A 12,611-nucleotide genomic window follows, 5' to 3' on the forward strand; every position below is an offset into this window, starting at 1 on the left:
CACAGTCGATGCGAAAAATGAACCTATGGCTTTTCACTGCTATTTTGCTGATATCCGCATTGGGAATTCGTTATTTGCTTCCTGGGAATACAGCAACTGAAAGTTCAGCCGAGCGTACACCGCAGGTAGAAGAAAAGGCCTTGCCTACGTTTAGCAGCAATACAGTGAAATATGGAAGTTATGGTCAGGATGTATATGAGCTTCAGGGGCGTCTGAAGTACCTGGGATTTTACAATGGTAAAATCGACAGTAATTTTGGCAGCAGCACACTGAAATCCGTTAAATGGTTTCAATCCGAGTTTGGCATGAAGGCAGATGGTGTGGTTGGAGCTGAGACCAAGCTCAAGCTGTACAATGCGTCAACTAAATGGTCGCCAACAGAGCCGCCGCTACACAAGGAGTCCTCAGGTGGGGGTGGAGGCAGCAACAATACGGCAGATAAAGAGCAAGATAATATGGGATCTGCCAATGCCCTTGGTCTCTCAGAGAATGAACTCAAGATTATGGCTAACGCTGTATATGGTGAAGCCCGGGGTGAACCGTTTGAAGGTCAAGTCGCAGTAGCAGCAGTAATTTTGAATCGCGTAAATTCACCAAGTTTTCCAAGTACACCTTCTGGTGTAATTTTTCAACCAGGCGCATTTACGGCTGTAGCGGACGGACAGATCTATCTGGAACCGAACGCACAAGCCAAAAAGGCAGTTGAGCAAGCCCTGAATGGATGGGATCCGTCCGGTGGATGTCTCTATTATTTTAACCCGAAGACAGCAACATCCAAATGGATCTGGACCCGCCCGCAAGTGAAAACAATCGGACAGCATATCTTTTGTATGTGATGATGTTGGAAGCAACCAGAAGGCGTGACTTCGGTTGCTTCTTGCCTTTTGAATGGGTTAAAATGGTTGTTACGTTTAGCATAATACGATTGCATGATAAATGACGCCGTAAAGGGGTTTTGACATTTGAATACATCAGGATTCGAACGAGGTAACAAGAGAGAGTTTCGTATACATGTGCTTCCGACTAAACGTTTCAAAACGTTTGCTATATCGCTATATGCAGGAGTTCCCTTACGGGAAGATACAGTAACCAAAGTAGCGCTGACACCTTTTGTTCTGCGACGCGGCACGGAGTCCTATCCGGAAACAACGCAATTTCGTGAGCAACTGGAGCATCTGTATGGAGCAGGTTTTGGTTTTGATGTCTATAAACGCGGGGATTATCAGATTGTACAGTTCCGAATGGATACCATTAATGATTCCTTTGTTGGAGGGGATGAGCAGCTACTGGATCGTTCATTTGCCTTCCTTGGAGAGGTTCTTACACGACCTGCACAGGAGAATGGACATTTCAGGACGTCTTATGTACAAGCAGAGCGAGAGACTGTTCGTAAAAAGCTGGAGTCCATCGTGAATGATAAAATGCGCTATGCCGCTGAACGCAGTATTGAGGAAATGTGCAAGAACGAGCCGTACCGTCTTCACCCACTGGGTGAGCGAAAGGCTCTGCCCGGAATCGAGCCTGACACACTGACTGCGTCTTATCAGGAGTGGCTGCAAAAGGCGAGTATGGATCTATACGTGGTAGGGGATACGACACTGGAGGAGGTCGAGAACCTTGTTCAGCGTCATTTCAATGTAGATCGAACGTCCTCCTCTGATTATCAGACACAGGCAGCGGTTCGAGGAGATAAGGAAGTGGAGACCGTTGTGGAGCGACTGAATGTGAGTCAGGGAAAACTCAATATGGGACTCCGTACATCTATCACTTATGGAGATCCTCAGTATGCCGCAGCACTAATGTACAACGGGATTCTCGGTGGTTATCCTCATTCCAAACTGTTTGTCAATGTTCGTGAAAAAGAAAGTCTGGCGTATTACGCGTCTTCGCGTTATGACGGACATAAGGGTATTGCAACGATTCAATCCGGGATTGAAATCCCTAATTATGAGAAGGCTGTCACTATCATCAAGCAGCAGCTGGAAGAAATGAAAAGTGGTACAATCAGTGATCTGGAAATGTCCCAGACCAAAGCAATGATCCGTAACCTGCTTAAGGAAATGCAGGATTCTGCTTTTGAGATGATCGCTTATGACTTCAATCGACAGTTGTCCGGCAAAGAGAGAACGGCTGAAGAATTGTTGGCTCAGGTAGAACATATTAGCAAGGAAGATGTGCGTGAGGCGGCAGAACAATTCCGCCTGGATACGATTTATTTCTTGCGGGATGAGAAGGAGGAATAATCGGTGGAGAGCATTCGGTATGAGCATTTGCAGGAGACACTATATTACGAAGTAATGGATAACGGACTGCATGTCTATATTTTGCCTAAACCGGGATTCCAGAAAACGTATGCTACGTTTGCAACCAAGTATGGATCGGTGGATAATCATTTTCAGGTTGAAGGAAAGGAAGAAGTGAAGGTTCCGGATGGGATTGCTCATTTCCTCGAGCATAAAATGTTCGAAGAACCAACAGGAGATATTTTTGCCACGTTTGCGTCTCATGGTGCTTCAGCTAACGCATTTACGAGCTTTGATCAGACGGTTTATTTGTTTTCAGCGACTGAATATGTGAATGAAAATATACAAACATTAGTCGACTTTGTGCAAAATCCTTACTTCACGGATCAAAATGTTGAAAAGGAAAAAGGCATTATCGGACAGGAAATTGATATGTATGCTGACAATCCGGATTGGCGTGTTTATTTTGGATTGATTGAGGCCATGTATCAGAAACATCCAGTGCATATCGATATTGCAGGAACGGTGGAGTCCATCCGTACAATCACCAAAGAGATGTTATATGAGTGTTATAACACCTTCTATCACCCGAGTAACATGCTCTTGTTTGTGGTGGGTGGTGTAGATCCACAAGAAGTTATTGATATGGTTCGATCGAACCAGGAGCAGAAGGATTATAAGCCACAGGGGAGTATTCAACGTTTCTTCGAACCGGAGCCTGAGCAGGTAGGAGAAGCCAGACGGGAAGCAAAACTGGCTGTTTCACTGCCCAAATGTCTGTTTGGATTCAAGGAGACGGACGTTGGACTTACCGGGGAACAATTGTTACGGCGAGATATGACCACGCAGCTGATGATGGATCTTTTGTTTGGCTCAAGCACACGATTATTCCAGAAGCTCTACGATGAAGATCTGATCTCGGACAGCTTTGGACATGAGTATAACAGTTCGCCGCAATATGCGTTTTCAGCCATTGGTGGTGATACAAAAGACCCGGATCAACTGCTTGCGCGTATACGTGAAGAAGTGGATGCCATTGTAGAAAAAGGGTTCGAATCCACAGATTTTGAACGTGCACGCAAAAAGAAAATAGGCGGATATTTGCGTATGCTCAATTCTCCGGAGAACATTGCGCATGAATTTACACGTCAGCAATTCCGTGGCGGTGAGTTTTTCAATATGCTCCCGCTCTATGAATCGATTACACTGGAAGATGTAAATCTCAGACTGAGAGAGCATATTCGCTGGGATCAACTGGCTGTATCGCTAGTCGTGAGTCCTTGATATGGAGAGGGGAACAGGACAATTGAAGGCAATCGGGGAAATGACTGTACTGGTAACTGGCGCAAGCGGTGGTATTGGAGCGGCGATCGCAGAACGCTTCGCCAGAGTGGGAATGAATGTTGTTATACACTATATGAAATCGCATGAAGCAGCGAATGAAGCCGCTAGACGGTGCATGGAACAGGGCAGTGGAAAAATCATGACCGTGTCTGCGGATCTTCGCAGCCGTGAACAGATTGAGCGCATGCGTGAGAAGCTCGAGTCGCATAATCTTATGCCTGATATTCTTGTGAACAATGCAGGAATCTCACACTACGGAATGTTGGCTGATGTTACAGAGGAGATCTGGGATGAAGTGATGGCGATTAACCTCAAAGGCACGTTTATGTGTACACAGGAAATGATGCCTCACATGATCTCCCAAAGGTATGGCCGAATCATTAATGTATCGTCAATCTGGGGACTGTCTGGTGCTTCTTGTGAGGTGCTGTATTCCACAACCAAGGGTGGGGTGAATGCATTCACCAAAGCGCTTGCGAAAGAACTCGCACCTTCCGGAGTAACCGTAAATGCCGTTGCTCCTGGAGCCGTTCAGACATCCATGCTGAACCATCTGGATCAGAGTGAACTGAAGATGCTGGAAGAGGAAATTCCGGCAGGAAGGCTTGCTCAACCTGATGAAATCTCATCACTGGTTTATTTTCTGGCCCTCCCTGAATCGGGTTATATCAATGGGCAGATCATCAGTCCAAATGGCGGTTGGTTAACGTAAAAAAGCAAGAAAACTTGACTGGCTATGAACGAAACAGGTGAAGGTTGCCGAGAAGCGGCCGTCTTCCGGATTATTTTCAAATTGCTCGTATATAAAATGTCTCGAAAGCACATATTACAACTGTTGATTTTAAATCTCATGCGTCATCTAAGGAGGATTTATCATGTCAACAGAAAAAACAGTGCTCTCCAGTTTTGACACATGGAAGAAGTTCCTGGGTGACCGCGTACTGCAAGCAGAGAAGATGGGGATGAGTGAAGAAACCATCAACAAACTTGCGTATGAAATCGGCGACTTCCTTGATGAGAAAGTCGATCCGGCGAACCATTCCAACCGGGCATTGAAAGAGTTATGGGATGTCGGCGATGCAGATGAGCGTCGTACGATTGCGACCCTGATGGTCAAATTGGCCAAACAAAACGCATAAGATTACAGATGAAGAGCTCCCGCAAGGGGGCTTTTCTCTAATGATTACAAACGGATTACAGAGCTGTTCTTGTAATTCATTTTCATTTTATATATCATTAACGTGACCCATTTTTAGAAGATGTCTCAGATTGTTGTCCAGTGGACACGTTCTGTTGCTGTCGAATAATGTGGAATAATGCATTACGGGGTGTTGAAATGGAATCTAAACAATGGTACATGGAATATAAAATACATAAGAACAGACCTGGTTTGTTAGGCGATATTGCCTCTATGCTGGGGATGCTTGAAGTGAATATATTGACCATTAACGGTGTTGAAGGCAAAACTCGAGGCATGCTGCTTGAATCGGATGATGATGAAAAGATCCGTTTGCTTGGTGAAATGCTTGGCAAAGTAAACAGCATCACCGTCTCGGCTTTGCGTCAACCTAAATTGGTGGATATTCTGGCCGTGCGTCATGGCAGATACATTGACCGTGACTCGGATGATCGCAAGACATTTCGTTTCACACGAGATGAACTTGGGTTACTTGTGGACTTTTTGGGTGAAGTATTTAAGAGGGAAGGCAATCAGGTCATCGGTTTGCGCGGAATGCCTCGTGTTGGCAAAACGGAGTCTATTATTGCGGGCAGCGTATGTGCAATGAAGCGATGGACGTTTGTTTCCTCCACACTTCTTCGTCAGACGATAAGGAGTCAAATGTCCGAAGACGAATTGAACCCGAACAATGTGTTCATTATCGACGGAATTGTAAGTACGATTCGTTCAAGTGAGCGGCATTACAATTTGTTGCAGGATATTATGTCCATGCCTAGCACCAAAGTTATTGAACATCCGGATATTTTTGTTCAGGAATCCGAATATGATTTTAATGATTTTGATATTATAATTGAACTTCGCAACAATCCGAATGAAGAAATTATTTATGATACGTTTACGGCTAGCTACACCGATGAATTGTAAGGAACCGTACGGAATCATGGAATAGATTAGCAACAACTCAAGAGATAAACATAAGGAGGAGATGGCATGTCTGAACTGGGTCAGCAGTTAAGGGAGGCCCGGCTGCAAAAAGGGATGAGTCTTGACGATGTACAGGAAATGACAAAAATTCGCAAGAGGTATCTGGAGGCCATAGAAGCAGGAGACTATAAAGTGCTGCCGGGCAGCTTCTATGTGCGTGCTTTCATCAAAACCTATGCGGAGACTGTGGGACTGAACCCTGATGAGCTGCTGGAGGGACACAAAAAAGACGTACCCGCAGAAGAGACGGAAGCAACGATGGAACCGGTTATTCAGAAGCGTTCCAGCCGTCCGGTTGAGCGAAGTAATCGGTGGATGTCTGTTGCGCTGATGTGGACATTCCCTGTTTTGATCGTAGTGCTGTTGTATGTATACGTGGTGTATAACAATGGTGATGAATCAGATAATCAGGGGCTTGATTCAGTCAAAATTACAGACAGTCAACAACAGCCTGAAGATAAACCGGATCAACCTGCCGACAACGGACAGGCATCTAATCCGCCTGCGACAGATTCAGGTACTGACGGTACTGGTGAAGGCGACGCTGGCGGTAACGGTGGCGGTACTGACACAGAAGGACAGACGGACGGTCAAACTGATGGCCAAACTGATGGTCAAACTGATGGTCAAACGGACGGACAGACGGATGAAACTGAGGAAAAACCAACTGACAATTCACCGTCTAATGTGACTGTTGCAGAAGATGGGAAATCAGGGAATATTACGAACTTTAAAGTTAACGGTAGTGCAGGGCAACCTGTAACGGTTACGATCAAAGCAACAGGTAATAGCTGGCTGGAAGTGTATAAAGGCGAAAACTCCAGTGGAGAGAAGTTGGAGTATGGTAACACAGCCGAAGGTGACAGCTATACCTTTGAGTTGGATAGTGTAGGCATGTATATTAAGTCTGGTTACGCTGCAGCGACCACGATTGAAGTTGGCGGGCAAGTTGTTACGGATGGCAAGGCGACCAATCGGATCCGTTTGAAGCTTGGTGAAGACAGTAGTAGCACTACTTCTTCCACAGGTGTTGAAAATGGATCAACGGATGCTACAGGGGGTACCACGGGTAGCGAATAACCCGGTCAACTGCAGGAGACAATAATCGTGTCTTAACTTGCAGTTAACTTTTGGTGAAGTGAGGTGGATGGCTGTGACAGTCAGCTGGATCGTAACAGGTTTAGGGATCATTGTCAGCCTCCTGGGTTATTACCTGACTCCAAGTGCTTGGGGTTACGGAATATTGGGTTTTGGACTTGCACATGTACTTTTGGGTGTGCTCGATATGTTCAGACAGCCCAACCGCAGCCGCTATTAGTTGGAAGCTGGACCAGCAAAGCATTTTTGGCAGCCACTTCAAGTGGAAGCCAAAAATGCTTTTTTTCTTTGTGTAAACAGCTTGAAATTAGACTTTTGCTTAAGGTATCCTCTATAATGTTACAGAACATACGATTAACTGAAAGGGTGACTGGTTTGAGCTCAGAAAATTCATTTGATATCGTGTCCAAAATGGACTTGCAAGAACTGACAAATGCCGTTACACAAACCGAGAAGGAAATTGGCACTCGTTATGACTTCAAGGGCAGCAAGAGCAGCCTGAAACTGGATAAGGATGCGTTAACGATCGTATCTGATGATGAGACCAAACTCAAGGCTGTCATTGACGTGCTGCAATCCAAAATGGCGAAGCGTGGTCTACCATTGAAAAACATCGATTACGCAAAGGTAGAGCCAGCGTCTTCTGGTACAGTCCGCCAGCGTCTGAATTTTAAACAGGGGATTGATCAGGACATCGCCAAGAAAATCAATATCCTGATTCGGGATTCCAAGATGAAGGTGAAGAGTCAGATTCAGGGAGACCAACTCCGGGTAACTGGTAAGAGTAAAAATGATTTGCAAGCTGTCATGCAGCTGTTAAATGGTGCTAACCTGCCTCTGGATTTGCAATATACAAATTTCAAATAATATGGCCTTTCTGTAGCCAACGTGTTTTTTGACACGGTATTGGGCGTATATTATACTAAGTGTGCATTGCTGGCAGTCAAGCATCAAGTCCAGTCCTCATCGTTTGCTGACTTTGTGAAAAGCAGTACATCTTCTGGAAGTCACCGGAACGTTTAAAGCGTTTTGCTTTTGAGCGGTTGACTTTATTTTTTGCGTTTCTACATAGTGGGATCATGTTAATATGGATTGACATTGAAACTTGTACATTTCATGTTCCGGATGATGATAACGGGATTATGATGATTGTTTGGAGTAATGGAGGATATGAGGGAGGGCGTCTTGTGAATTTACCCAACCGGATTACGCTTGCACGAATTTGCTTAATCCCTTTTTTGATGGTGTTCCTGCTCGTGGATTTTCCATTTTATCCAGAGCCGTTGCAGCTTGGAAGCTTGTCGCTTCCGTATAATCAACTGATTGCTGCTGTTATTTTTATCATCGCCGCAAGCACAGATGGAATTGACGGATACCTTGCGCGGAAAAATAACATGGTTACCAATCTGGGGAAACTGCTCGATCCACTCGCAGACAAGCTGCTGGTTACTGCAGTTTTGATCTCGCTTGTGGAGATGGGCAAGCTGGATTCCTGGATTGCAGTTGTGATTATTAGTCGTGAATTTGCAGTTACCGGCTTGCGTCAAATTGCATTGCTGGATGGTTCGGTTGTTGCCGCCAGTGCTTGGGGCAAGCTGAAGACTGTAGTGCAGATTGTGGCGATTGTGCTGTTGCTGTTGAACAATTTCCCGTTTTCATACACGGGTATTCACGTCGATATTATCGCGGTATGGGCAGCAGCGCTTATTACCATCTGGTCGGGTATCGATTACTTTATCAAAAACAAAAACCTGCTTCATTTTACAAAAGCATAATGGTTTGTTCTTAAATGGGTAATCATGAAGGAAGCATTGGGTCAGGGGCAATAGGAAATTATCCTATTGCCCTTTGATCACTCACCACGTGTACAGGAGGATGCTCAATGAAGGCAGAAATCATTGCAGTTGGCACAGAGCTACTGCTTGGACAAATCGTCAATACCAATGCCAGATACCTATCCCGTGAATTGGCTGCGATGGGGATCGATGTATATTTCCAAACGGTGGTTGGGGATAACCTGAACCGGCTTAGTGAAGCTATTCGCATTGCGCAGAGCCGTGCAGACGTTATTTTATTTTCCGGTGGCATCGGACCTACCCAAGATGATCTGACCAAGGATGCGCTCGCAGCTGTTCTTAACCGGAAACTGCATACAGATCGAATGGCTATGGACAAAATTGAGAGCTTTTTCAGAGATCGTAATGTGGACATGACAGAGAATAACCGACGTCAGGCGATCGTTATTGATGGCGGAACACCTCTGGCCAACGAAACAGGCCTTGCGGCAGGAAATGCGATTTCTGACAATGACAAATATTATGTTGTGATGCCTGGACCACCTAAAGAGCTGATTCCAATGTTTGAACAGGAAGTCAAACCTTGGCTGTTCCAGCATGTACTCACAGAAGAGATGCCGATCTATTCCCGAATGCTCAAATTCGCAGGTATTGGTGAATCTGCTCTTGAAGATCGACTTCTGGATCTGATTGACGCGCAGACAGACCCTACGATTGCTCCTTACGCGAGCGAAGGCGAAGTTACGGTACGTGTCTCCACAAAGGCTGCGAGTGAGGGAGAGGCGAAGCTGAAGCTGGATGCGATGGAGGTTCAGATTCGGGAGCGTTTGACAGAACATCTCTACGCGAACGAGGATGTGCCTATAGAGTACACGATTGTAACCATGATGTCTGACATGGGGCTGACGCTCAGCGCTGCTGAGAGCTGTACAGGAGGGCTTGTCATGCAAAGTCTGACCTCTGTACCCGGAAGTGCGTCAATGCTCAAAGGTGGAATTGTTTGTTACTCCAATGAAATTAAAGAAAAGCTGCTGAATGTGCCTCATGATTATCTGGAAGGTGAAGATGCACCTGGGGCGGTAAGTCCTGAGGTTGCAAAAGTACTTGCTGAGCAGATCCGCATGATTGGCGATGCTGATTTTGGCCTGGCTGTTACCGGTGTAGCTGGACCGGGATATTCGGAACGCAAACCACCCGGACTTGTCTTCATCGCTCTTGCCGAACGTGGAAAAGAGACGGAAATTCATGAGCTGCGTATTAATGGTAATCGTGAGACGGTTCGCATTCGTTCAGCCAAAGCGATTCTCTATCGCTTATGGCAAAAACTTGTGGCGATGGATTGATTAGTTAATAGCTTCAATTGCATTTACAGTTCCAAGCAAGTATAATTAAGGAAGACGGAAGAACCGTAGAATTAGGCTTTAAAGCCTTGTTTACGGTTCTTTTTTCTGTTTAATGGAAAGTTTCCTTGAGGAAGAGGCGCCTCGGCCTTTACAAAAAAAACGAATGTATGTTCGAAAAAAAGCTTGGCAAACGTGTTAAAACAAGGTATTATTATCTTATAAACAGTAAAGGGTGTGAGCTTATTGTCAGACCGTCGTGCCGCGCTTGATATGGCGCTCCGTCAAATAGAGAAGCAATTTGGTAAAGGATCCATCATGAAACTGGGTGAGTCCACTCATATGAATGTGGAAATTATTCCCAGCGGTTCCTTGGCTTTGGATATTGCATTAGGAACAGGCGGCTTGCCTAAAGGCCGTATTGTTGAAATATATGGACCCGAATCCTCTGGTAAAACAACCGTAGCATTGCATGCTATCGCTGAAGTACAAAGAGCGGGTGGACAAGCTGCATTTATCGATGCCGAGCATGCTCTTGACCCACAATACGCAAGCAAACTTGGTGTTAATATTGATGAATTGCTTCTGTCTCAGCCAGATACGGGTGAGCAAGGGCTGGAAATTGCAGAAGCTCTTGTACGCAGTGGTGCAGTAGATATCGTCGTTATTGACTCTGTAGCCGCATTGGTTCCAAAAGCAGAGATTGAAGGCGAAATGGGTGATTCACACGTTGGTTTGCAAGCGCGTTTGATGTCTCAGGCGCTGCGTAAACTGTCTGGTGCAATCAGCAAATCCAAAACAATCGCAATCTTCATTAACCAGCTTCGTGAGAAAGTCGGCGTTATGTTTGGTAACCCGGAAACAACACCTGGTGGTCGTGCTCTGAAGTTTTATTCCACAGTACGTCTGGATGTGCGTCGTATTGAGAGTATCAAATCAGGCAATGACATGATTGGTAACCGTACTCGTATTAAAGTTGTGAAAAACAAAGTGGCACCTCCGTTTAAACAAGCGGAAGTGGATATCATGTATGGCGAGGGTATTTCGAGAGAAGGCAGTATCATTGACATTGGTACAGAGCTGGACATCGTTAATAAAAGTGGTGCATGGTACTCCTACGAAGGCGAGCGTTTAGGACAAGGTCGTGAGAACGCCAAGCAGTTCATGAAAGAGCATAAAGATATTGCTGACATCATTGAACAAAAAATTCGTGTAGCCAGTAACTTGGTTACTGCAGTTCCTGCGCCAACGAGTGAAGAGCAACAAAAAGAAGCAGCAGAAGAACAAGAATTGTTTGAAATCAACGAGTAATCTCTCAAAACCTCCCTTGTAGGGAGGATCCTGAGGGTGTTCCCCACTGGACTCCGTAAACTTATCTGATTGAGCTTGGATCAATCTGGATAATGGATTGTAGTGGGGTACTCGTGCTGTCCAACAGCCCCTGTCCCAATGGACAGGGGCTGTTGGCACGCTAACTGTGGAGTAAAGGCCGGGCAGAGTTCCCGGTCTTTTGTATTATTAGTGTTCTATGTCTTATGTGAAGATGTGCTTGGCGTAGTCAGAATGAAAATGTTATGAAAGGGGAGACCAGAATGGATCAACATGACGAGGATTTATATGAAGAAGCAGAACAGGACGGCCTATCCCAATTTCCGGACAACGAAGAACTGATTATTACACGTGTAGAACGAACGAAGAGCAGGCAAGCTCGTTATCGAATCACTTTTGGCAACCACTCCATTACGGTTCTTGAAGATGTGATGATTAAATACAGGATGACTCAAGGTAATACGTTTATGAAGAAGGATCTGGAGGAAATCATTGTAGCTGATGAGCGACAGCGGACGTATGCACAGTCTCTGCGTTTTTTGGAACATAAGCCACGTACGCGCCATGAATTAAGTCAGAAACTTCGTCAGAAGGAGTTTGCTGCACCTTTGATTGAAGAGGCGCTGGATCGGCTTGAGCGGGAGAACCTGGTGGATGACGATCTATTTGCGAAGGAATGGACAAGACAGCGTATGGAGGGCAAGCGGAAGGGAAAACTGTGGATAAGGCAAGAGCTGCGTCAAAAGGGCATTGCCAATGATCTCATTGTTGAGGCACTAGAAGGGATCAGTACAGATGCGGAATTTGAGACTGCCTTGAGTGCAGGACGCAAAAAATGGAATCAGGTCAAAGGGGACGTCAAAGAGAAGAAAAATAAAACGCTTCCCTTCCTAATGAGACGTGGTTTTTCAATGGATATGGTGCGCAAGGTCGTGAATTGTTTAATTGAAGAAGATGAGGCTGGGGACCCTGAAGATGACGAAGCGTTGTTATGGGATTAGCAGACTAGAGTCTCTATACTGCATTCTCTTGACAATTTCTTTCGTCAAATACTAAAATGGACATGAGTCTGTAAGAAATGGACAACCCTTTTTCCTTCCAAAAAAGCGGTTTCGGTTTCTTAAGATTTATACCATTCTTAATTATGGGTTCGCTGGAAACAGTGAATAGTACGTGGAAACATGTACATGTGAAATGAAAATCGGCGGGGGATCGCCGTGAGTATTCGTTATTCCCAAACATATGTAAGGTTTGAAAACTGCAAATTGACCCAAGGAATGCCTTGGAGGAACCAACG

Annotated in this window: 13 protein-coding genes; all 13 read left to right on the forward strand. The window is 45.3% G+C overall.

All coding sequences use genetic code 11. From position 1 onward, the window contains the following. The first annotated feature begins 8 nt into the window (after positions 1 to 8). The 13 genes from sleB to NST33_RS11335 all read left to right on the forward strand — a co-directional run bounded on the left by sleB (position 9) and on the right by NST33_RS11335 (position 12,315). Positions 9 to 836 (forward strand): spore cortex-lytic enzyme, encoded by an 828-nt coding sequence (gene sleB / locus NST33_RS11275; RefSeq protein WP_047842506.1) that lies wholly within the window; start codon positions 9 to 11, stop codon positions 834 to 836. 126 nt (positions 837 to 962) lie between these two features. After that, entirely contained in the window at positions 963 to 2,243 is a 1,281-nt protein-coding gene (locus NST33_RS11280) for a pitrilysin family protein (RefSeq protein ID WP_221824142.1), read from the forward strand. Positions 2,244 to 2,246: 3 nt separating this feature from the next. Continuing rightward, positions 2,247 to 3,527, forward strand: coding sequence for a pitrilysin family protein (locus tag NST33_RS11285; protein WP_221824140.1), 1,281 nt, complete (start codon positions 2,247 to 2,249; stop codon positions 3,525 to 3,527). A gap of 1 nt (position 3,528) precedes the next feature. Further along, positions 3,529 to 4,299 carry a 3-oxoacyl-ACP reductase FabG gene (gene fabG, locus NST33_RS11290; RefSeq protein ID WP_076326809.1) on the forward strand — a complete coding sequence of 257 codons (771 nt, stop codon included), beginning with the start codon at positions 3,529 to 3,531 and terminating at the stop codon, positions 4,297 to 4,299. A gap of 163 nt (positions 4,300 to 4,462) precedes the next feature. Continuing rightward, positions 4,463 to 4,726, forward strand: coding sequence for a DUF3243 domain-containing protein (locus NST33_RS11295; protein WP_076208865.1), 264 nt, complete (start codon positions 4,463 to 4,465; stop codon positions 4,724 to 4,726). Between the two features lie 197 nt (positions 4,727 to 4,923). Continuing rightward, positions 4,924 to 5,691: a DUF3388 domain-containing protein gene (locus NST33_RS11300; protein ID WP_047842510.1), complete on the forward strand. Its 768-nt coding sequence runs from the start codon at positions 4,924 to 4,926 to the stop codon at positions 5,689 to 5,691. 66 nt (positions 5,692 to 5,757) lie between these two features. Then, positions 5,758 to 6,831, forward strand: coding sequence for a RodZ domain-containing protein (locus NST33_RS11305; RefSeq protein WP_221824138.1), 1,074 nt, complete (start codon positions 5,758 to 5,760; stop codon positions 6,829 to 6,831). Positions 6,832 to 6,904: 73 nt separating this feature from the next. After that, a complete protein-coding gene (locus NST33_RS11310; protein ID WP_167350848.1) occupies positions 6,905 to 7,069 on the forward strand; it encodes a hypothetical protein in 165 nt (54 codons plus the stop codon). A 155-nt stretch (positions 7,070 to 7,224) separates the two neighbouring features. Beyond that, positions 7,225 to 7,716 (forward strand): YajQ family cyclic di-GMP-binding protein, encoded by a 492-nt coding sequence (locus tag NST33_RS11315; RefSeq protein WP_017689115.1) that lies wholly within the window; start codon positions 7,225 to 7,227, stop codon positions 7,714 to 7,716. A 320-nt stretch (positions 7,717 to 8,036) separates the two neighbouring features. Beyond that, positions 8,037 to 8,624, forward strand: coding sequence for a CDP-diacylglycerol--glycerol-3-phosphate 3-phosphatidyltransferase (pgsA, locus tag NST33_RS11320; RefSeq protein WP_221824136.1), 588 nt, complete (start codon positions 8,037 to 8,039; stop codon positions 8,622 to 8,624). Between the two features lie 107 nt (positions 8,625 to 8,731). Continuing rightward, positions 8,732 to 9,988, forward strand: coding sequence for a competence/damage-inducible protein A (locus NST33_RS11325; RefSeq protein ID WP_036670416.1), 1,257 nt, complete (start codon positions 8,732 to 8,734; stop codon positions 9,986 to 9,988). A gap of 243 nt (positions 9,989 to 10,231) precedes the next feature. Further along, the gene (gene recA, locus NST33_RS11330) at positions 10,232 to 11,296 is read left to right on the forward strand and encodes a recombinase RecA (protein ID WP_036609261.1); all 1,065 of its coding nucleotides are present in this window, start codon (positions 10,232 to 10,234) and stop codon (positions 11,294 to 11,296) included. 281 nt (positions 11,297 to 11,577) lie between these two features. Then, positions 11,578 to 12,315 (forward strand): regulatory protein RecX, encoded by a 738-nt coding sequence (locus NST33_RS11335; RefSeq protein WP_221824134.1) that lies wholly within the window; start codon positions 11,578 to 11,580, stop codon positions 12,313 to 12,315. The last annotated feature ends 296 nt before the right edge of the window (positions 12,316 to 12,611 follow it).

The sequence above is a fragment of the Paenibacillus sp. FSL L8-0435 genome, assembly GCF_037965655.1.
Taxonomy (GTDB): Bacteria; Bacillota; Bacilli; order Paenibacillales; family Paenibacillaceae; genus Paenibacillus.

What these genes read in the sequence shown, in the direction of transcription:
- NST33_RS11335 (WP_221824134.1), top strand. Translation starts at nt 11,578, where the DNA reads ATGGATCAACATGACGAGGATTTATATGAAGAAGCAGAACAGGACGGC.
- NST33_RS11300 (WP_047842510.1), top strand. Translation starts at nt 4,924, where the DNA reads ATGGAATCTAAACAATGGTACATGGAATATAAAATACATAAGAACAGA.
- NST33_RS11295 (WP_076208865.1), top strand. Translation starts at nt 4,463, where the DNA reads ATGTCAACAGAAAAAACAGTGCTCTCCAGTTTTGACACATGGAAGAAG.
- fabG (WP_076326809.1), top strand. Translation starts at nt 3,529, where the DNA reads ATGGAGAGGGGAACAGGACAATTGAAGGCAATCGGGGAAATGACTGTA.
- sleB (WP_047842506.1), top strand. Translation starts at nt 9, where the DNA reads ATGCGAAAAATGAACCTATGGCTTTTCACTGCTATTTTGCTGATATCC.
- NST33_RS11325 (WP_036670416.1), top strand. Translation starts at nt 8,732, where the DNA reads ATGAAGGCAGAAATCATTGCAGTTGGCACAGAGCTACTGCTTGGACAA.
- NST33_RS11305 (WP_221824138.1), top strand. Translation starts at nt 5,758, where the DNA reads ATGTCTGAACTGGGTCAGCAGTTAAGGGAGGCCCGGCTGCAAAAAGGG.